The sequence below is a fragment of the Sulfitobacter sediminilitoris genome (assembly GCF_010667575.1).
Classification (GTDB): Bacteria; Pseudomonadota; Alphaproteobacteria; order Rhodobacterales; family Rhodobacteraceae; genus Sulfitobacter; species Sulfitobacter sediminilitoris.
This window is the reverse complement of record NZ_JAABNT010000002.1, coordinates 115,267-136,293: the sequence shown is the minus strand read 5'-3', so window position 1 is coordinate 136,293 and position 21,027 is coordinate 115,267. Positions and strand designations below refer to the sequence as shown.

17 protein-coding genes and 1 pseudogene are annotated in these 21,027 nt (G+C 55.1%); 12 read left to right on the top strand and 6 right to left on the bottom strand.

Annotated elements, in window-relative coordinates; genetic code table 11:
- Positions 1-28: 28 nt before the first annotated feature.
- Positions 29-1,282 (bottom strand): aminotransferase class V-fold PLP-dependent enzyme, encoded by a 1,254-nt coding sequence (locus GV827_RS03545; protein ID WP_164352330.1) that lies wholly within the window; start codon positions 1,280-1,282, stop codon positions 29-31.
- 126 nt (positions 1,283-1,408) lie between these two features.
- On the opposite strand from GV827_RS03545, the gene GV827_RS03540 reads away from it, so the two are divergent.
- Positions 1,409-2,257, top strand: coding sequence for a formate/nitrite transporter family protein (locus GV827_RS03540; protein ID WP_164352329.1), 849 nt, complete (start codon positions 1,409-1,411; stop codon positions 2,255-2,257).
- Positions 2,258-2,275: 18 nt separating this feature from the next.
- Entirely contained in the window at positions 2,276-3,202 is a 927-nt protein-coding gene (locus GV827_RS03535; protein WP_164352328.1) for a YihY/virulence factor BrkB family protein, read from the top strand.
- A 1-nt stretch (position 3,203) separates the two neighbouring features.
- Here GV827_RS03535 and GV827_RS03530 read toward each other — a convergent pair.
- A pseudogene (locus GV827_RS03530) lies at positions 3,204-3,931 on the bottom strand (Crp/Fnr family transcriptional regulator).
- A 298-nt stretch (positions 3,932-4,229) separates the two neighbouring features.
- Between GV827_RS03530 and GV827_RS23320 the strand changes: the two are divergent.
- Positions 4,230-4,385: a hypothetical protein gene (locus GV827_RS23320; RefSeq protein WP_204325700.1), complete on the top strand. Its 156-nt coding sequence runs from the start codon at positions 4,230-4,232 to the stop codon at positions 4,383-4,385.
- A 317-nt stretch (positions 4,386-4,702) separates the two neighbouring features.
- Here GV827_RS23320 and GV827_RS03525 read toward each other — a convergent pair whose 3' ends face one another.
- Entirely contained in the window at positions 4,703-5,116 is a 414-nt protein-coding gene (locus GV827_RS03525; protein WP_235930220.1) for a hypothetical protein, read from the bottom strand.
- A gap of 35 nt (positions 5,117-5,151) precedes the next feature.
- A complete protein-coding gene (locus GV827_RS03520; protein WP_164352326.1) occupies positions 5,152-5,961 on the bottom strand; it encodes a response regulator in 810 nt (269 codons plus the stop codon).
- Between the two features lie 116 nt (positions 5,962-6,077).
- On the opposite strand from GV827_RS03520, the gene GV827_RS03515 reads away from it, so the two are divergent.
- The 4 genes from GV827_RS03515 (at position 6,078) to GV827_RS03500 (ending at position 8,769) form a co-directional block, all read left to right on the top strand.
- On the top strand, positions 6,078-6,233 hold the full coding sequence (locus GV827_RS03515) for a NepR family anti-sigma factor (protein WP_164352325.1): 156 nt from the start codon (positions 6,078-6,080) through the stop codon (positions 6,231-6,233).
- Positions 6,230-6,787 (top strand): RNA polymerase sigma factor, encoded by a 558-nt coding sequence (locus GV827_RS03510; protein ID WP_164352324.1) that lies wholly within the window; start codon positions 6,230-6,232, stop codon positions 6,785-6,787. The genes GV827_RS03515 and GV827_RS03510 overlap by 4 nt, the downstream gene beginning before the upstream one ends.
- A 2-nt stretch (positions 6,788-6,789) precedes the next feature.
- A complete protein-coding gene (locus GV827_RS03505) occupies positions 6,790-8,511 on the top strand; it encodes a sensor histidine kinase (protein ID WP_164352323.1) in 1,722 nt (573 codons plus the stop codon).
- Positions 8,512-8,610: 99 nt separating this feature from the next.
- Entirely contained in the window at positions 8,611-8,769 is a 159-nt protein-coding gene (locus GV827_RS03500) for a hypothetical protein (protein ID WP_164352322.1), read from the top strand.
- A 65-nt stretch (positions 8,770-8,834) separates the two neighbouring features.
- Here the strand turns inward: GV827_RS03500 and GV827_RS03495 are convergent, their stop codons facing one another.
- Positions 8,835-9,386 carry a cupin domain-containing protein gene (locus tag GV827_RS03495; protein WP_164352321.1) on the bottom strand — a complete coding sequence of 184 codons (552 nt, stop codon included), beginning with the start codon at positions 9,384-9,386 and terminating at the stop codon, positions 8,835-8,837.
- A gap of 185 nt (positions 9,387-9,571) precedes the next feature.
- Between GV827_RS03495 and gabT the strand changes: the two genes are divergently transcribed.
- Complete coding sequence (gene gabT, locus GV827_RS03490; RefSeq protein ID WP_164352320.1) at positions 9,572-10,981, top strand: 4-aminobutyrate--2-oxoglutarate transaminase; 1,410 nt, start codon at positions 9,572-9,574, stop codon at positions 10,979-10,981.
- 106 nt (positions 10,982-11,087) lie between these two features.
- Here gabT and GV827_RS03485 read toward each other — a convergent pair whose 3' ends face one another.
- Complete coding sequence (locus tag GV827_RS03485) at positions 11,088-12,704, bottom strand: FMN-binding glutamate synthase family protein (RefSeq protein WP_164352319.1); 1,617 nt, start codon at positions 12,702-12,704, stop codon at positions 11,088-11,090.
- Between the two features lie 401 nt (positions 12,705-13,105).
- On the opposite strand from GV827_RS03485, the gene GV827_RS03480 reads away from it, so the two are divergent.
- The 4 genes from GV827_RS03480 (at position 13,106) to GV827_RS03465 (ending at position 21,015) form a co-directional block, all read left to right on the top strand.
- Entirely contained in the window at positions 13,106-14,062 is a 957-nt protein-coding gene (locus tag GV827_RS03480; protein WP_164352318.1) for a TAXI family TRAP transporter solute-binding subunit, read from the top strand.
- A 118-nt stretch (positions 14,063-14,180) separates the two neighbouring features.
- Positions 14,181-16,931 (top strand): TRAP transporter permease, encoded by a 2,751-nt coding sequence (locus GV827_RS03475; protein WP_164352317.1) that lies wholly within the window; start codon positions 14,181-14,183, stop codon positions 16,929-16,931.
- Between the two features lie 163 nt (positions 16,932-17,094).
- Positions 17,095-18,207: a carbon-nitrogen hydrolase family protein gene (locus tag GV827_RS03470; protein WP_164352316.1), complete on the top strand. Its 1,113-nt coding sequence runs from the start codon at positions 17,095-17,097 to the stop codon at positions 18,205-18,207.
- 75 nt (positions 18,208-18,282) lie between these two features.
- Positions 18,283-21,015: an aminotransferase class I/II-fold pyridoxal phosphate-dependent enzyme gene (locus tag GV827_RS03465; RefSeq protein ID WP_164352315.1), complete on the top strand. Its 2,733-nt coding sequence runs from the start codon at positions 18,283-18,285 to the stop codon at positions 21,013-21,015.
- Positions 21,016-21,027: the final 12 nt, after the last annotated feature.

Genomic DNA, 21,027 nt, shown 5'->3' with positions numbered 1-21,027 from the left:
GCTGATTTGGCAAGTGGTCCCTTTGCAGCTACCCGGAAATCTCTTTCATCGCGGCAAGGAGGCTGCGCACCTCTTCGAGGGTGTTGTAATGGCACAAAGACACACGCACTGCGGCCTCCATCCCCAAAGGCGCTAGGATGTTGCCAGAATAATGATCCGCACGTCGGATATGGGTGCGGATGCCCTGAGCGTTCAATTTCTCGACGATCTCGGCGGCCGGGACATGATCAAGGGCGAAACACACCAGCCCTTCGCGATCCGGGTTATCGACGCCACCCAGAATGGTAACGCCGGGCAAATCCGCGATGCCGGGCAGATTGTCGATCCCATGCAGTATCGCATCGGTCAGCGCCTTCTCATGGGCATGGATCGCCGCACCGGCGGCTTCGATGCGCGCACGGGGATCTGTCTCATCCGAGACTGTACTCCCAAGCCAGTCAAAATACCGCACAACATCGGAGAATGTCGCATATGCCCCGGTGTCGCGCGTGCCCATCTCCCAGTTGCCTGCCGGGCCGTCCTTGAGCGTTTCAATCGGGAGTGCAGTAAGCCGGTCCGATGCCCAGGCCACCCCGTATCCATGCCGCGAGAAGACCTTGTAGGGAGAGACGACGTAGCCGTCTATGTCGTAGCTGGCGATGTCGATACGTCCGTGGCTGGCATGCTGGATGCCATCGACAAAAATGAAGGCGTCGGGGGCAGTTGCACGGATCGCGGTGGCGATGCCGGCCACGTCGTTCGCGATGCCTGTCACGGGTGAGGTGTGCAGGATCGTCGCAACGCGCACATCGGGGGTTATTGCAGCGGCGTAAGCGGCTGGGGTGACTTGCCCGGTCGCATCATCATGCGCAACGCTGATGTAGGGTTTGCCTGCCATCTGGGCCCAATGCTGCGCCGCGCTTCGCGAGGCCGGATGTTCCACCGAAGACCCGATCACAGAGCCGCCCGCTTCGCTGCCCATCACCGCAGTACGGATCAGTCGAAAGGTCAGTTCTGTGCCTGATTCCCCTACAAAAAACCGCCCGGTCGGGGCATTGAAAAACAGCGCCATGTCCGCCTTGGCTTGTGCGATGGCTTTTCCTAGGGCGGCCGAGGCAGGGTTGTCCCGCCCTTGGTTGTCAGGGATCGCAGCATAGGTCGCCGATGTCTCAACCACCGATTTCAGCGTCAGCGCGCCGCCTGCGTTCTCGAAAAAGATACGGGGACCCTGAAAAGGGCAGACATCCACATGCGCAAACCTGTCGCGGATGGCATCGGTCAAATCAGTGGATTGGGTGATCATGGTATGTCCTTTGTTGCCCTTTGTGCAAAGGCTTGGGGCCACTGCGTATCGAATGCAAGTCTACCCTGTCAAAACCCTCTTTCAGCACTATTTGAAACAACGGACAAGATTAGGAAATGAATACAGATGGCCCCCTTGATGACGAAGTACGCCCGCAACGAGAGTGTTGAGGAGGCGGCAGAGGAAAAGTCAGTCAAAGATGCGGCAGCATTGTCGCCCAAGCTGATCTACGAGGTTATTCGTCGTGATGGCGAAGAAGAACTGGCGCGCACCAAGCGGTCACTGATCTGGTCGGGCATTGCGGCGGGAATGCTGATCAGCCTTTCGGTCCTTGGTGAGGCGGTTTTCAGAACTTATCTGCCCGACAACCCGGCCAGTTACCTGATTGAAAACCTTGGATATTCCCTTGGGTTTCTGGCTGTGATCATGGGCCGGATGCAGCTTTTCACAGAGAACACGATCACGACCGTCCTGCCCATCATGCGGGAACGCACGCTTGCAGCTTTCGGCTCTATGATGCGGCTTTGGAGTATCGTGTTGTTTGCGAACGTCATTGGTGCTTTCGCGGCCGCTGCCTTGTTCGTCTACACGCCCGCGCTTCCGCCAGAGATTATACCGGCGATCGAAGAGCTTTCGCGCCATGCGACGGGCATGGGTGCCTCAACCGGTTTCTGGCGTGCCATTCCTGCGGGCGTTATCGTCGCGCTGATCGTCTGGATGCTGCCACAGGCAGACGAGGCTGCGTTTTTTCTGATCCTCACCTTCACTTGGTTGATTGCCGCCGGTGACTTCACCCATATCGTCGCGGGTTCAGTCGAGATGGCCGTATTGGTTCTGCAAGGAGAACTGGGCGCGAGCGGCGCGATCTTTAGTTTCTTCCTGCCTGTGCTCGCGGGGAATATCTTTGGCGGTACACTCGTCTTTACCCTCGTTGCGTGGGGTCAGGTCCGTGATGATGTAGAAGAAGACCTGTAAAAGGAACCGCGAACCGGGATGGGAAAACATATGCCAGCATTGGGTCTGCGTGGATATTGGGACGCGTTAAAGGCGAGCTTTGCACATGTGGGAGAGAACAACCTCGCCCTGATATCGGCGGGCGTGGCGTTTTTTTCCATGTTGTCACTGTTTCCCGGACTTGCAGCGCTGATTGCGGTTCTCGGGCTGATATCGGATCCGGTGGTGGTTATCGCGCAGTTGGAAGAGATGCGCCCATTCATGCCGAATGACGTCTACGAGATTCTGAACGGACAGGTTGTCAGCCTTGTCACCACCAGCAGTGACAAATTGGGGTGGGCTGGCGTGTTGTCGTTGATTCTTGCCCTGTGGTCTGCGCGCGCGGGTGTGGGGGCGATGATCACGGGACTGAATTCCGTCTACAAGGAGAAGGACAGGAACACGGCCAAGCATTACTTTCGGGCTTTGTTGCTTACCATTGGATTGGTTGCTGTCGGCATCATCTCCTTGATGAGCCTCGTGGTGCTGCCGGTGGTACTGGCATTTTTTCCGCTGGGTTTCGTTGGAACGCTGCTGGTTGAGGTGTTGCGCTGGATCGTTGCTGTCGCGGTTCTTTTTGCCGGTATTGGACTGCTGTACCGCTACGGACCCAATCGCAAGGCGGCGCGCATTCAATGGCTTTCTGTTGGCGCGGTCGTTGCGGTTGTGTTCTGGGTGATCTTGTCAGCCGGGTTCTCCTATTATGTTGCGAATTTCGGCAATTATAACCAGGTGTACGGATCTATCGGGGCGGTCATCGCAATGCTGATCTGGCTATGGATCAGCAGTTTTCTGGTGCTCTACGGCGCGGCACTGAATGCCCAGATTGAATTGCGCACAAAAAAAGACAGCACAGTTGGTCCTTCCAAGCCAGCTGGTTCGCGAGGTGCCTACGCTGCGGATAAGGTCATCGAAATCGAGAGTTAGATTACATCAACGGACGTTCTTTGGGCATGTCGGTTGACGTAATGCCAAGTTCGGCCAAAGCGTCCAGATCGTTGATGCGCAAAATGCCGTCATTCCAAGTTGCAAGCTGCCGGTCTTTCAGCTTGCTCAATGTCTTGTTTGTATGGACCAAGGACAATCCCAAGGCATCCGCTAAGTTACGCTGCGTAAACGGAAACTCCATTTCATTGCGGGTCACCATATCAAGTGCCCTACCGCGTTGAAACACCTTAACCAAGGCCCATGAAATCGCCTCAATCGCACTGCGCTGACCGAGTGTGGCAAGCGCTTCTCCCAAGAAGTGTTCCTCGACTGCGGCAAGCCAAGTCACGTCAAAGCCGCGTGACGGATTTGAGCGGAAAAAGTTCCAGAATTCCGACCGGTCAAATACGCAAAGACGCATGTGCGTCCGTGCTTCTACCGAATGTGCCATCTCTCCCAGTACGCCCGCCTGAAGGCCTATGAAATCACCGGGAAACACAAAGCTGATGACCTGCCGTTCACCGTTTTCAAGCGCGGTATCGCGTATGCCCATCCCCGACAATGCGGTAAAGAGCTGCGCGCGTTGGAACCTTCCATCAAGATGGGTGTACCCGGATCGACGGTCAGTTCGCCCACTTTGAATTTCTGCATAAAGCCCAACTCTTCCGTGGTCATCGACTTGAAAAGGTCTTTGCGATGCAGCGGGCAGTTAAGGCATTTGGTCGTCATGAATTTTTCAGCCCTTCGTATGTCATAGTTTAATGCGAGTTTCTGCGCGGCCATCTAAATTGGCATCTTAATAAAGGTGAGAGTGCGCGTGCCGTTTATCGTATTTGAGCAAGACCCCTTCGTGCGGGCAGACATTTGTGAAGCTTTGCTAGAAGAATTCTCAGACCAAACAGTTGCTTTGGCTGAGACAATCGAAGGTGTCGCTGAAACGTAATTTGGGCTGGCGGCCCCTGTTGTTGCAATTCTCTCTTTGTCTTCAGATTTGGTGCAAACACCCCTCGATCAGTTGAGCCGAATGATGCCTGATGTCAGCTTTGTTGTGATTGGCGACGCGGCGCCAGAAAGCTCCGAAAGCGGTGCTTCGTTCTTCTATTTACCACGCCCGTTTAGCAGTGACAGTCTTATCGCGATTGTTAAGTCCGCGACCGCTGGCCTGCTTTCAGACCAGTCATAAAGGCTTCGACAATTTTCGGTCCTATGTCATCAGGGGACTGTGAAGAAGACGCTTGATGTGTTTGGCGTGTTTCTGTCTTCGGCTGGGAGTTCGAAGATAAAACTCCGATCAGGATTAGTCCAACTCCTGAATAAGCCCCGCCAATGATCAAAGCTGCGTTTAGTGCTGTAGTAACAGACGTGATAAAAAGCCATGCCGCCACTGTCAGAAAGCCAGCGCCAACCCCAATACAAATGACAGCGCCCAGACCAATCGCAGTTTTCCGAGCGGTCCGGGCTGCAGCGTCCTGCGCCTGATGGATCAAGCGGTCAAACATATCAACGTCGCGACGTAATCATGCCGACAAGAAAACCCAGCCCAGCCGCCAAACCAAGCGCTGCGGCAGGCTGTGTTCGCACAAAATCTTCAGCATGAAGCTGAGCTTCAAGTGCCTTTTCGCGACCAGCGTCTGCGACCTTCTGGGCTTTAACCTTGGCAGTTTCGCCCGCCTCTACACCTTTCGCCTTTGCGTATTCGCCTAACGTATCGGTCAGGGTCGAAATGTCGGACTTGAGGATCTCGATCTGGTTCGAGAGATCTTCGATCGAGATGTTACTATTTGATGCGCGCCCGTTGGTGGATGATGATTTAGCAGAGCTTGCCATGATATGGTTCTCCTTGCGTTGTTTAGAATTTCGTTGTGAAAGCAACGTCGCAGAGATGATATGGTTCCAACAAAAAAGCCCCGGCATTTGACCGGGGCTTTTGGATTTCAAAACGACCGCTGTCAGGCGTTGAGTGTTTCCGTGGATGAAAAGAACATCGCTTGCGATACAGAAGATTCAACCTGATCGACGGAATAGGGCTTGGAGATCAGGAAGGCTGGCTCAGGCTTGTCGCCGGTCAGCAACCGTTCTGGGAATGCCGTGATGAAAATCACAGGACGCTCACCCAGCTCTTGCAGGATGTCATTGACGGCATCAATGCCAGATGAATTGTCGGCAAGCTGGATGTCAGCAAGGATAAGATCCGGCGCATCAGCACGGGCAAGAGCGATTGCCTCGTCGCGGGTACGAGCGATGCCGGTTACGCGGTGACCCATCTCAGCGACAATAGATTCGATATCCATCGCAATGATCGCTTCATCCTCGATGATCATCACGGAACCAGCGGTACTGTCGGCCATCTCGCGCCGGGCAATACTGATCAGGTCTTCCGCTTCGGCCTGCTGAACACCGATAATCTGTGCTACCTCATCAAAACAAAAGCCTTCGATTGTGTGCAGCAAGAGGGCCTCTCTACTATTGTTTGTCAGGCTGGCCAACCGGCGCTGCGCCTTGGCGCGCGCGCCGCTTTCACCATCATCGACGGGAGCACCCGCACTGGCCCAAATGCCATACAATACCTTGAAGAGACCAGTCTTTACATCATGTCCATCCAGTACCGATCTATCTGCAAGGATCGCTTCCAGCGTGGCTGCTGCAAAGGTATCACCGCTTTGTTGACTACCGGTCATGGCGCGGGAAAACCGACGGAGGTAGGGGATGTTTGCCCCAAGCTGGTCACTAATGTGGTGGTCTTGCGATGCTTCGCTCATCGAGGCAGTCCTCTTTTTTTGAATTTCTGGGAACCAAACGCGTCAGAGTGCGTTTGGTTCCCATGTGGGCGAAAATTTAATGCGCGCAATTTGCGCGGCAGACAGAGGTCGATTTTGTGAATACGCCAAAAAAAGACGATCGCGAACGGGCTATCGACGAGAACCTGAAAAAAGTCTTCGACCAGACTTTGGATGAAGGTATACCGGACCGTTTCAAGGAACTTCTTAGCCAACTCAAGCAGCAGGATGCTGAACAAGGCTCTCAGAAATGAGCGGCTCTGATCCCCGCGAGGAACTGGTAGATCACCTTCCGGCGATGCGCGCGTTTGCAATAAGCCTGACGCGGAATGGCGCCATTGCGGACGACATGGTGCAAGACACGCTGGTGAAAGCGTGGACCAACATCGACAAATTCCAAGAAGGCACCAACATGCGCGCGTGGCTCTTTACGATTTTGCGCAATACCTACTACTCGAACCGGCGCAAAGCAAAGCGCGAAGTCGCGGATGTCGATGGTGTCTTTACGGAAAACTTGGCTGAAAAGCCCGCACATGACGGTCATATGCAGATGGCTGATTTCCGGCGGGCACTTGGCCAGTTGAAAGACGAACAGCGCGAGGCGCTGCTGTTGGTTGGTGCGTCTGGTTTTTCTTACGAAGAAGCCGCCGAAATGTGTGGTGTTGCCGTCGGTACGATCAAAAGCCGTACAAATCGCGCCCGCGCCCGGCTTGCCGAGATTCTAGGCCATAACGAAAACGAGGCGATGGAGATGACCGATGATGCAACGATGTCGGTCTTGTCAGCCTCTAAGGTTTCCTCCTTTTAATCATGACTTCGGGCTTTTTTAGCGGTGACCTCCTCAGGGGATTAGCATTTCGTGTGCTTTTCTTCCTGTCACTTGCTTTGTTGCCCATCGGTTTGATAGCGATCAGCCAGACCCAGCAAATTGCAGGTCAGAACCGTTTGAACGCTGAACTTTCCTTGGTCGCGATAACCGAACAGGCAGCAACTGCCGAAGCGCAGATCTTGCAAGAAGCGTTTGGTGCCGCGAACGCGGTCGCTTCAATTGTTAAATTGCATCGTCACGACGCTAAAGAATGTTCAGATTTCTTCCGTGCGTACCAAGAGGCCAATCCATTCTATAATCTTGTCGGTTTTATTCCGACCACTGGTATCATGGCCTGCTCATCGGCCGGTTCTACCTATGACTTTTCTGAGAACCCGACGTTCATAGAGGCGCTTGCCGATCCTTCCCGGCGTATCAGCCCAATCGAATCAAGCACAGTAACCAACCGCCGGGTAACTGCAGTGACAACGCCGGTGTTTGAAGGATCCGATCTGGTTGGACTTGTCGTCATTTCGATTCCCTCCGAAGCCTATGAAACTATTAAAGAACCAGCGTTGCAGATGTCTCCGCTTGCCCTGATGACCTTTAACAGGCATGGGGAAATTATCACGAGCGAGCGTGGTTTGGATGTTTCCGCGGATGAATTGCCTGCAGACGTAGCACTTGCCGTATTCACAGGTCAGGATTCTGCGGTTTTCGAAGCAGAAAACCTGGCCGGCGCTCAACGCGTTTATGCCATTCGCCCAATTGTACAGGATGCGGTCTTTGCGGTCAGCGTTTGGCCCGCGAACACGCCATTTCTCAACCCTTCTATTGTGACAAGACTTGGCGCGTTCGTGCCAATCGTGATGTGGGCGGCAAGCTTGGTTGTGGCTTTTTGGGCGCTCAATCGGCTTGCGATCCGGCACATCAGAAAGCTAGTGCGCCAAATGCGGCGCTTTGCCCTGAACCGTAACCTGCCGCAGCAGACACTCGGCGGGGGGGTGCCAACGGAACTGGTCGAGATGGAAGCGGCCTTCATCAACATGGGTGAGAGCATTCTGCAAGATGAAGCGACGCTTGAAGACAGTCTCCGTGAAAAGAATATTCTGCTGAAAGAGGTTCATCACCGGGTCAAGAACAACCTGCAACTGATCTCTTCCATCATGAACATGCAAATTCGACAGGCCAAGACTGAAGACGCAAGCCTTGTTCTGCGCAGGCTTCAGGAACGCATCCTCAGCCTCGCCACGGTGCACAAGAACCTTTATCAGAATGACGATCTGGTGCGGGTAGACGCATCTGTCCTGCTGCATGAAAGTGTGAACCAGCTTTTGTCCGTTGGGTTGGCGCCCGGGTCCAACGTAAAGGTGACCCAGAAATATGAGCCGATCAGCCTTGAGGCAGATGATGCGGCACCACTCACTCTTTTGGTGTCCGAGGCGGTTACGAATGCGCTGAAATACGTGACAAACGACGACAGGCGTGGGGGCGAGATTGAGATAAAGCTGGACTACGATGGACCAGATCACGCGAAACTCAGTCTGCGCAACACAACCGGCGGGGTGCCTGAACAGGAAGGCACTGGTCTTGGGTCGAAGTTGATTCACGCATTTGCCAGACAACTGAACGGTCAAATCAACGTCGAGGAGACCGAGGATCAATATACGATCGAAATTACATTCCCGATCCCTCAGGAGGCAAAACAGATCTACGATTATTGACTGATTGATGCCGCGCTGCAGAAAAGCAGAATTTTATCTGGAACTATCGTCCCTGTTCACCCGTTGGGGCTTTGAAACGGAGTGTAGAAAGGACTCAAAATGACCACCGACCTATTCCTTGGTGGCTTGGCGAGCCTGATTTTGGTGGCGATTATCATCGTTACTCTCACGACCAACAATCGACGGGAAATCTCGGACAGAAACGACGGTTTTCCAAACAGGTCTGACAGAGGCCGCAAATCAAAATCAGACCGGTAGGTCACCCGTAGTCAATGGCCAAATGGCTCCGTCGCTTTGCGTCGGGGCCATTTGCATGTCCGACTTTAAAAGCTTGGTGGTGTACAGGCACTGACGATTTCGCACACCGATGTGCCTGTGTTGCGAAACCGATGGGGCAGGCGGCTGTCAAAAAGATACCCGTCGCCGGGATGCAACACAGAGGTATGACCATCTACGGTGACTTCAATTGTTCCGCTGACCACGATACCGGCCTCTTCTCCCTCATGGGAAATCTCTTCAGGTCCAGTATCGGCGCCGGGCGGATATGTCTCGTGCAGGACTTGGAGCGCATGATTTTGCGCATCGCCTAACATCCGCAACGACAGCTTGCCGTCGCTCTCCGGTGCGATCTCTGTGAACTCAGATGCTTTGTAAAAAACTTTTGGTGTGTCAGTGTCTTCGATGGTTGAGAAGAATTCCGCCATGCTGATTGGAATCGCATCAAGCAGGCTTTTGAGCGACGCCACCGACGGGCTTGTCCGGTTTTGTTCGATCAGGGATATGGTGCCATTGGTCAGCCCCGCCCGTGCGGCAAGCTCGCGTTGGGACAAGCCGCGATTTTTGCGGATCGTTTTAAGCTTTTGTCCGATGTCCAATGCAGCAATCCTTGCAGTGTTGTGTGTCTGTCGTAGCGCCGTGCACGCCTGTTGTCACAGGCAAAAATCAGCTGGGGCTGTCAAAAAATTCAATTAATGACAAAAGATCAATTGACAAGTATATTAAACACTAGGATAGCATTTTTTAAACGCCAAGACCGCGTTTTCATCAAAGGATTCGTAAAATGTCCAGCACAGTTAAAAAATCGCGCCGCAAGGCTGCCCCGAAAAAGAAGGCCGAGGTCAAGTCTGAAGCCAAGAACGTTGTTGATCATATCGTTTCAGAGGCTGTTGCCGGCGCTGATGTGACCAACGCACAACTGGTCGCCCGTCGCGAGGCGGCCGTGCCACGTGGTGTCGCCTCTGCCGCTCCGATCTATGCAAAATACGCTGAGAACGCCGAGCTTTGGGATGTTGAAGGCAACCGCTACATCGACTTCTGCGGCGGCATTGGCGTGCTCAACACCGGCCACCGTCACCCCAAAGTGGTTGATGCGGCAAAAGCGCAAGAAGATCATTATACCCACACCTCTTTCCAGGTTGTGCCTTATGCGCCCTACATTGAACTGGCGGAGCGTCTGAATGCGCTGGCACCCGGTGATGCGCCCAAGAAAACCCTGCTGGTCACCACGGGTGCAGAGGCCGTTGAAAATGCGGTGAAAATCGCACGTGCTGCCACCGGGCGCCCCGGTGTGATCGCCTTCACTGGCGGCTACCATGGCCGCACGCTGCTGACGCTTGGCATGACCGGCAAGGTCTCTCCTTACAAGAAGGACGTTGGCCCCTTCCCTGCCGATGTTTTCCGCGCACCTTTTCCATCGGTTCGTGACGGCATCACCGTTGACGACGCGATCATTGGTCTGAAAAATCTCTTCCTGACCGACGCGCAGCCGTCCCGTGTGGCCGCGATCATTATCGAACCCGTTCTGGGCGAGGGCGGCTATGTCCCCGTCCCATTCGAGATGATGCAGCAACTGCGCGCCATCTGTGACGAACACGGTATCCTGCTGATTGCTGATGAAGTGCAGGCGGGCTTTGGCCGTACCGGTACATGGTTCGCGATTGAGCATTCGGGCGTCGTGCCGGATCTGATCACCGTGGCAAAGTCGATGGCTGGTGGTTATCCGCTGGCTGGTGTCATCGGTCGCGCTGACGTTATGGACGCGATGGACCCTGGCGGTCTGGGCGGCACCTACGGCGGAAACCCTGTTGCATGCGCCGCAGCTCTTGCCGCGATCGACGCGATTGAGAACGAAGGCCTGCTGGCCCGGTCCACCGCAATGGGCGAAACGCTCAAGGCGCGTCTGGCTGAGATTGGCACACGTTCTGCACCCTACCGGTTCTGGGACATTCGTGGCCTTGGCGCGATGGTGGCGGTCGAATTCGTCACCGACTTTGATACAGCCAAGCCGGACGCAGATTTCACCAAGCGTGTGATTGCCCATGCGCTGAAACGTGGTCTGCTGCTGCTGAGCTGTGGCATGCACGGCAACGCGCTGCGTATCATGGTGCCGCTGACAGCATCTGACGCAGTTGTTGATGAAGGCCTCGCAATTCTCGAAGCGGCTGTTCAGGCTGCTGTCGCAGAAGGCTAAGTCTCAGCAAAGCATTTTGAAAGGCGCGCAGATGTTCTGCGCGCCTTTTCTTATGGGACAGCCACTTGCATTTCAGCGACAAGTGCGTGCCCAATTGGCATGAAGATCAGTCGACACGCGCGAAGGATTCTGCACGAGCACGTCCCCAACGCGCCTTGTGTCCCTGAAAGTCTTCCGCCTTATCATCCAACAGGAAACCTTCGGGCAGATACGTGTAGACATCGTTGCCTTCGGCCATGCTTTTGTCACCCTGCCGCAGCATCAGGTGATAGGGCAGAAAGTCGCTGGGATGGTGCAGGCCTGCCGCCCCGGTCATCTCTCCTAGTGCTTCCATGGTGTTATGATGGAACCGCGCGACCCGTTTGCTTTTGTGTTCCACGTCCAGTGCGCGCATCCGCATCTTGTCTTGTGTTGCGACACCTACGGGGCAGTGGTTTGTGTGGCATGCCTGCGCCTGAATACAACCCACCGCAAACATGAAACCGCGCGCAGCATTGCACCAATCAGCCCCCAGCGCCAATGCGCGGGCGATGTCAAAAGCGGATACGATCTTGCCTGCTGCCCCGACTTTAACCTGATCGCGCAACCCAGCGCCGCGCAGCGTATTATGTACAAAGGTCAGACCTTCGATCATTGGCATCCCGACGTGGTTAGAAAATTCAACAGGGGCAGCACCCGTCCCACCTTCGGTGCCATCCACCACAATGAAGTCTGGAACGATCCCGGTTTTCAACATGGCTTTGACCATGCACATGAACTCGCGCCTGTGCCCGATGCAAAGCTTGAAACCTACCGGTTTGCCGCCAGACAGTTCGCGCAATTGCGCCAGAAATTCCATCATTTCAATCGGCGTCGAAAACGCCGAGTGGGCAGCGGGCGACACGCAGTCTTTGCCCATCGGCACGCCACGCGCTTCCGCAATTTCGGGCGTGATCTTGGATGCAGGCAACAGGCCGCCGTGTCCGGGTTTGGCGCCTTGACTGAGCTTTAATTCGATCATTTTGATCTGATCAAGTGATGCTGTCTCCCTGAATTTATCCGGATCGAATGACCCGTCCTCAGCGCGGCTGCCGAAATAGCCGGAGGCCAATTGATAAACCAGATCTCCGCCCCCCGCCTTGTGGTAGCGGCTGACAGATCCTTCTCCGGTATCGTGGGCGAAACCGCCCAGCTTGGCCCCGGTGTTCAATGCCTGAATTGCATTTGCTGAAAGCGAACCAAAGCTCATCGCGGAGATATTATAAAGCGAAGCTGAATACGGTTTGGTACACTGGGGTCCGCCGATGGTGGTGCGGAAATCGAAATCTTCGATGTGCACAGGCTGTACCGAATGGGTGACCCACGAATATCCGGCGTCATAAACGCGCTGTCTTGTCCCGAAAGGACGCGCATCCTCCTGACCCTTGGCCCGCTGGTAAACCAGACTGCGATCATCGCGGCTGAAAGGTTCTTCATCTTGATCTGACTCGATCAGGTACTGCCGGATTTCCGGCCGGATCCCTTCAAAAAAGAACCGCATGTGCCCCAGCACCGGGTAGTTCCGCAAAATCGAATGCTTGGTCTGTGTGACGTCATAAACGCCCATCGTGGTCAGCACCGCAAAGACAGCAAAAAGGATGAAAAACCACCACGACCAGACGATCATCAGGACAAGTGAAATAACGGTCAGCACCGCAACACCTGCAAAAGTCGTGAACCTTTTCATGTCCCCAAGATCTGGCATGTCGTCCCCTTTGCCGCGGTGAATGTTTCCAATTGCTTCAGTGTGACGAGATATTGGATTTTCGCAAGCTATTGGTCCACACGAACCAGAAAATCTTATGCACTCAAAATGAGCAATCTTGGGTTTCAATTCATAAAATTCCCAAACGATTTCAATATAATAGAAGGAATTGATGCCTGTGCGAAAAGCTTACTTGTAGAGTGGCAGAAACCTCCCTAAGCTGATTCTTAGATTCCTGTGCAGGCAGCTTTTGAAGTCTGACAAACAGCGCGGGAAGAGAGACACATGTCACGTATTTCGTCTTGGTTTCCTGGATGAATACGGGGATTGAAATCTGTCTCAAGACGGCGCGTCCAGCGAAAAACAGCGGGACGCGATACTATAACAAAAGGGAGAAAAGCATGAAGATGTTCAAGATGCTTGCACTTGCCGGGGCCATGGTCGCCGGTACGGCAGCAACTGCACAAGAGAAGTTTATTACGATCGGTACAGGCGGCCAGACGGGCGTCTACTTTGTCGTGGGTCAGTCGATTTGCCGTCTGGTGAACCGGGGCTCCGCCGATCATGGTCTGAAGTGCACCGCGCCGTCCACAGGTGGCTCGATTGCCAATATCAACGCGATCAAGGCGGGTGACATGGACATGGGCGTGGCCCAGTCTGACTGGCAGTTCCACGCGTATAACGGCACCTCGAAATTCGAAGGTGACAAGTTCGACAATCTGCGTGCCGTGTTCTCTGTCCATGGAGAGCCGTTCAACGTGATTGCCCGCAAAGACAGCGGTATCAAGTCATTCGACGATCTCAAAGGCAAGCGCGTCAACATCGGCAACCCTGGCTCTGGTCAGCGCGCCACGATGGAAGTCGTGATGGATGCCAAAGGCTGGACACTGGATGACTTTGCGCTCGCATCCGAGCTGAAGCCTGCTGAGCAAGCGGCAGCACTGGGCGACAACAAGGTCGACGCAATCATCTACACCGTGGGCCACCCCAATGGCTCCATTCAGGAGGCGGTATCCACCATCGACGCGGAACTGGTTCCCGTCACCGGTGCGGCGATCGACAAGTTGATCGCGGACAACCCCTATTACGCTGCTGCCAGCATTCCGGGCGGCATGTACAAAGGTACGGATGAAACCGTAAACACCTTTGGCGTCAAGGCGACCTTCGTGACATCCGCCGATGTTGACGAAGACACGATCTATCAGGTGGTAAAGGCTGTCTTTGACAACTTTGACCGGTTCAAGCGCCTGCACCCTGCATTTGAAAACCTGACCGAGGAAGAAATGATCTCGGGCGGTCTTTCCGCGCCTCTGCACCCCGGTGCCGAGAAGTACTACAAAGAACGCGGCTGGATGTAATCCACAGTACGTTTGAAAAATGTGATGGCGGTCCAGGAGGTCGCCATCACAACGCTTCTCCGATGAAGCATGTTTGATAAGGCACCGGTACAAAGCCGGGCATATCAGGGGGACTGACATGACCGAAAGAGAACAGCAGCAGGCTGCCGCCGTTGAGGCCGCAGCCGCCGGCCACGGTGGTTTGAGCCAAGAAGAACTGGATGAACTTGTCGCCTCTTCGGACACCGGCGGACGATCAGTTGGTGGGGGCGTCGGGACCCTTTTAATGCTTGTTGCGCTCGCCTGGTCCCTTTTCCAGCTTTATATCGCGTCGCCATTCGGGTTGTTTAACGACACGCTGGCGCGCTCTATTCACCTTGGGTTCGCGGTTTTTCTTGGCATCATGATGTTCCCCGCCGCCAGAACGACATTTCAGGTCGTATTGGGCACCGTTGTCCCACTTGCCCTTGCAGTTCTGTTTATGGTGGCTGCCAAAGACGGTGTTGCGACGTGGTGGATCCCGATTCCGGCGATTGCTGTCGCTGCAACCGTTTTGCTGGGCTCGCCCAAGGATCGCGTCCCAATCTGGGAATGGGCGCTGGCCATCGCAGGTACAGGTGCTGCCCTCTATCTATTCCTGTTCTATCGGGACATTGCCGACCGCGTCGGTGCGCCGATCATGCAGGATTATGTGGTCGCCACCATCGGCATCATGATTTTGCTGGAAGCAACGCGTCGCGCTCTTGGGCCCGCACTGATGATCGTTGCGTCGGTCTTCTTGCTATACACCGTACTTGGCCCGAACATGCCCAGCATCATTGCACATAAGGGCAACAGCCTGTCTGAGATCGTGAACCACCAGTGGATCACGACCGAAGGCGTCTTTGGCATCGCCTTGGGCGTTTCTACCAGTTTTGTATTCCTGTTCGTCTTGTTCGGCTCCCTTTTGGATCGTGCGGGCGCAGGCAACTACTTTATCCAGGTTGCGTTCAGCCTGATGGGCCACATGCGCGGCGGACCTGCCAAGGCTGCGGTCGTTGCGTCGGCCATGACCGGTCTGATCTCTGGTTCCTCAATCGCCAACGTTGTGACCACCGGCACATTCACCATTCCGCTGATGAAGAAGGTTGGCTTCTCATCTGAAAAAGCAGGGGCCGTGGAAGTTGCTTCATCCGTCAATGGCCAGATCATGCCGCCCGTGATGGGGGCGGCGGCCTTCTTGATGGTGGAATACGTCGGCATCCCCTATTTTGACGTGGTCAAACACGCTTTTCTGCCTGCGGTGATTTCCTACATCGCTTTGGTCTACATTGTTCACCTTGAAGCAATGAAAGCCGGTATGCAGGGTCTGCCCCGCGCCTATACGCCCAAGCCTATTGTGCAGCGGCTGATCGGCACGGCCTTTGCCATCGCGGCGATTTGCGCGCTGTCTTTCGCGGTCTACTACGGCATGGGTTGGATCCGTCCGGCATTCCCTGAGACAGCGTCTTACATCATCTTTGCCTTCATCACGTTGATCTACGTTGCCCTGCTGTATGTGGCGAGCAAGGAAGAGCCGCTCAAGCTGGATGATCCGAACGCTGAAGTAACGGCCTTGCCAATGCCCGGGCCGACCGCGCGTTCGGGTCTGCACTTTATCCTGCCGGTTGTCGTGCTGGTCTGGGCGTTGATGGTAGATCGTCTGTCTCCGGGCCTCTCCGCTTTCTGGGCGTCTGCCTATATGGTCTTTATCCTGCTAACGCAGCGGCCCTTGATGGCCATCATGCGCGGCGAAAGCAAACTGGCGTCTGATATCAAAGACGGATTTCTTGACCTGATCGACGGTCTGGTCACCGGTGCGCGCAACATGATCGGTATCGGCATCGCCACGGCGACTGCGGGTATTATCGTGGGCGCGGTCAGCCAGACCGGCGTGGGCTCTGCCCTTGCTGACGTGGTCGAAGTTCTGTCGGGCGGCAATATCCTCGCCATTCTGGCGCTGACGGCAATCCTGTCGTTGATCCTTGGCATGGGCCTGCCCACAACGGCGAACTACATCGTCGTGTCTGCATTGCTTGCCCCTGTTATCGTGACACTTGGCCAGCAGAATGGCCTGATCGTGCCATTGATCGCCGTCCACCTGTTTGTGTTCTATTTCGGCATTATGGCGGATGTGACGCCCCCGGTTGGCCTTGCGTCCTTTGCGGCCGCTGCTGTGTCGGGCGGTGATCCGATCAAGACGGGTGTGGTCGCGTTCTTCTATTCGCTGCGCACCGCAGCACTGCCATTCCTGTTCATCTTTAACACTGAACTGCTGTTGATCGGCGTGGGATGGGGACAGGGTATCTTCGTCTTTATCGTCGCGACCATTGCGATGCTGCTTTTCGCGGCGGCGACCCAAGGTTGGTTCTTTGCCAAGAACCGCTTTTACGAAACGATCGCCCTGCTTCTGATTGCGTTCACCTTGTTCCGGCCGGGCTTCTGGATGGACATGGTCGCACCTCCATTTGACGAGGTCGCGCCAACAGAGATCCAACAGGCCGCCAATGACACGCCACCGGGCGAAGATTTGCGGCTGCGCGTTGCGGGTATGAATGATCTGGGTGATCCGATTGAATTTGTGGCGATCTTGCCCATTGCCGAAGGGGCGACTGGCGAGGAGAAGCTGGAGAACGCAGGGCTTCTTTTCCGCACCGATGGTGAAAAGATGATCATCGACGATGTCAGTTTTGATTCAGCCGCCCAGAATGCAGGTCTTGATTGGGATCAGGAGGTGCTGCGGGTGCTCAAGCCTGTGCCGCAACCGACGAAGTACCTGATGTTCATTCCGGCGCTTCTGTTGCTGGCGCTCGTCGTGTTCCTGCAAAGAGGGCGTGCCGCGCGCAGCCCGCGTGAGCAGGCCGCGGCGTAACTGTCATCTTTGCGCAACGCTCATATCTGCCTTGCAAGGCTGTGTTAACATGGTGTGATATCGCCTGTTCCCCTTACCCTTTTATGGGCGTAAGACCGGAACAAATCGGCGCTCCTCCCCAGGCGATATTCGCCCCGCGCCGTGTTTCACGGAGTGTTAAGATATGACCCCTTTCGCAATTGCTGGCGTGCAGATGTACGTCAATGCCCTGCATTCAAATGTCGATGGTATGATCCATCGGCTTGATATCCTGATGGCGCGTTTCCCATGGACGCAGATGGTGCTGTTTTCCGAACTGGCACCATTTGGCCCCTTGGACAAATTTGCGCTGCCACCTGAGAATGAAACGATTGAACAGTTTCAGGAAGCGGCGAAGAAGCATCGGGTCTGGCTGATCCCCGGCTCAATGTTCCTGAAAAACCCCGAGGATGGACGTGTCTACAATACCTCCGTCGTGATCAACCCCGAAGGCGAGGTGATCCGACGTTATGCCAAGATGTTCCCGTTCCGGCCTTACGAGAGCGGCATTGCGGCGGGTACTGAATTCTGCGTCTTTGATGTGCCGGATGTGGGCCGTTTCGGCCTGTCGATCTGCTACGATATCTGGTTCCCCGAAACCACGCGCCAGCTGACCTCGCAGGGTGTCGAAGTCCTGTTGCACCCCGTGCTGACAGGGACCACCGACCGCGACGCAGAGCTTGCAATCGCGCGTGCGACGGCGGCGCAGTTCCAGTGCTACATCTTTGATGTGAACGGTCTGGGTGCGGGCGGTGTGGGCAAATCCTGCGTTATTGACCCAACGTCGATGGTGCTGCACCAGTCGGCAGGTCAAGAGGACATGTTCCCGATTGAGATCGACCTGAACATGGTGCGCCGTCAGCGTGAAACCGGGATGAAGGGACTGGGGCAGGTTCTTAAGTCCTTCCGCGACCGTTCTACCGATTTTTCAGTTTATGACCGGAATAGTGGAACCGATGCTTATCTGCAGACGTTGGGCCCGCTAGAAATACCACAACAGGGGAGCCGCGCAGGGCTGCACGTAGATGTGCCCGCGCAGCGAGTGCCAGATGCACCTGCCTTCAAAGGCCATGATAACTTTCCAAGCTTCGCGCATCACCAGACCGGTTTTGCGCCTGAACCCCTTCCGAACCCTTCCGCAGGCACTGCGAACATGCCTGCAGAATCTGAGACCCCGGCAGCACCCGCTGCGGGGATGCCTAACCCTCCTGTCAAACCCGGTGTTCTGACAGGCACAGAAGAAACATCCAGCGGATAAGCAACTGCAAAGACCCCGGCGCATTCTGCGCCGGGATCGGATGTAGAAGCTTTTCCGCCAAATGGAGAAGTGACTATGCATTCGATGAACGAGTATTCGTCAGCCATTCAATTGCGATCCGACCGCTGGAGCGCCTTGCGCGAGGCGGCTGCGGCCTTGACCCGCGACCCGAAGGCCAGAGAAACCAAGATCCTGAACAAAAAGATCGAGGAGCTTTTCAACTCTCTCGCAATAATCGAGCCTTATTGGGCGTTTCCCGGGATGTCCGCTTTTGATCACCTGCGCCGGCAGTATGAGCATGGCAATTACGACGACCTCGCTTTTGCGGTTAATCGAGTTACGCGGGCATTGACGACAGGAGCCTATCGCCGCCGCCATATCCCGCTTGATCGCGATACCGTTGATCACGAAGAAGATGACGAAGCGATGCTGCCACCAGAGGCGCGCGCGCTGGCAAAGCCTTATTTTGAGGTCTTGATCGTCGATAATGTCAACGAACAGCAGGAGCGCTGGCTGAAGTCCAACGTGAACCGCATGCGGCGGTCTGAAGATTCGTTCATTTATGAACCTGTCGTGGTGAACAGCCTTGAGGATGCGCTGATTGCGGTTCTGTTCAATCACAATATTCAGGCCATCGTGGTCCGTCCGGGCCTCACGCTGAAATCCAAGATCGATCAGGATATTCTGACCCGGTATCTGGCGCGCGCCGGAGGCCGTGACGAAATCGACGCGCTGCAGCCTGAATTCTATGGTCCTGAGCTGTGTCGGATGGTTGCCAAGGTGCGGCCGGAACTTGACGCCTATCTGGTTACAGAGCGGTCCGTGGAAGATATTGCGGGCCTTGATCTGGGTATTTGCCGCCGGGTTTTCTACAATCAGGAAGACTTCATGGAATTGCACCTGAACATCCTTCGCGGTGTGCAGGCGCGTAACAAATCGCCGTTCTTCACGGCGCTTGTCGAGTATTCCAAGCAGCCCACAGGCGTTTTCCACGCCATGCCGATCAGCCGGGGCAAGTCGATCACGCGGTCACATTGGATTCAGGACATGGGCGCGTTCTATGGCCCCAATATCTTCTTGGCAGAAACCTCAGCCACATCCGGTGGTCTGGATTCCCTGCTTGAGCCGCACGGCCCAATCAAGGAAGCACAGGAACTGGCGGCGCGCGCTTTTGGGTCCAAGCAGACCTTCTTTGCCACCAACGGTACTTCGACCTGTAACAAGATCGTTGTCCAAGCGCTGATCAAACCCGGCGATATCGTTCTGGTGGACCGTGACTGCCATAAGTCGCACCATTACGGGATGGTGCTGGCGGGTGCGCAGGTCTGTTATCTGGATAGCTATCCACTGAACGAATATTCCATGTACGGTGCTGTGCCATTGCACGAGATCAAGCGCCAGTTGCTGGTACTCAAAGCGGCGGGCAAGCTGGATCGCGTTCGAATGCTGCTGCTGACCAACTGCACCTTTGACGGACTGGTCTATAACGTTGAGCGGGTGATGGAAGAATGTCTTGCGATCAAGCCGGACCTGATTTTCCTGTGGGACGAGGCATGGTTTGCCTTCGCACGTTTCAGTCCAACGTACCGCCAGCGCACCGGAATGGAGGCGGCAAATCGGTTACGCGAAAAGCTGCGTTCGGAACCACATGCACGTATGTACGAGGCGCAGCAGAGCCTGCTGAAAGATGCGGATGAGGACACGATACTCAAGACTCGCCTGATCCCGCCACCGAATGCGAGGGTGCGGGTTTATACAACACAATCAACGCACAAGACGCTCACTTCACTGCGGCAAGGGTCGATGATCCATGTGTACGATCAGGATTTCAAAGGTGAGGTAGAGCAGTCTTTCCACGAAGCTTATATGACCCATACTTCGACCTCGCCCAACTACCAGATCATTGCATCCCTCGACGTTGGCCGCAGACAGGTCGAACTCGAAGGCTTTGAGTTTGTTCAGCGTCAGGTCGAGGCGGCGATGTCGATGCGACGGGCGATTTCGGATCACCCATTGCTGACCAAGTATTTCAAGGTCCTGACCGCAGGCGACATGATCCCCGAAGAGCATCGTGAAAGCGGTGTGACCAGCTATTACGATACCGAACAGGGCTGGACGGACATGTGGGATTGCTACGAACAGGATGAGTTCGTGCTTGACCCGACCCGCGTGACACTCGCTGTCGGCGGCACCGGTTGGGATGGTGACACCTTCAAGACCGATATCCTGATGGACCGCTACGGCATTCAGATCAACAAGACGTCCCGCAATACTGTTCTGTTCATGACGAACATCGGCACAACGCGCTCCAGCGTGGCCTATCTGATCGAAGTCTTGGTTGAGATCGCCAAGTCACTGGATGAACGTCTGGATGATGCCAGCCGTATGGAGAAGATGAGCTTTGACAAGCGGGTTGCAAACCTGATGGAGCATTATCCGCCGTTGCCTGATTTCAGCAGGTTCCATGATGCATTCAAGGCACCAGACACACCGGAGGGCGACATTCGGACCGCGTATTATCTGAGCTATGATGACACCAACTGCGATTACCTTGATCTTGATGGATCATTGAAGGACGCGATGGAAGCGGGCGAAACCGTGGTCTCCGCGAGCTTTATCATTCCATACCCACCCGGCTTTCCGATCCTTGTTCCTGGACAGGTGATCAGTCATGAAATTCTCGACTTTATGCGCGCGCTGGACGTGAGCGAGATTCATGGATACCGGCCCGATCTGGGCCTGCGCGTATTCACAAAAGAGGCGCTTGACGGTGTTAGCGCCAAGCAACTTTCAAACGCATCGACCTAAGAAAAGGACCAC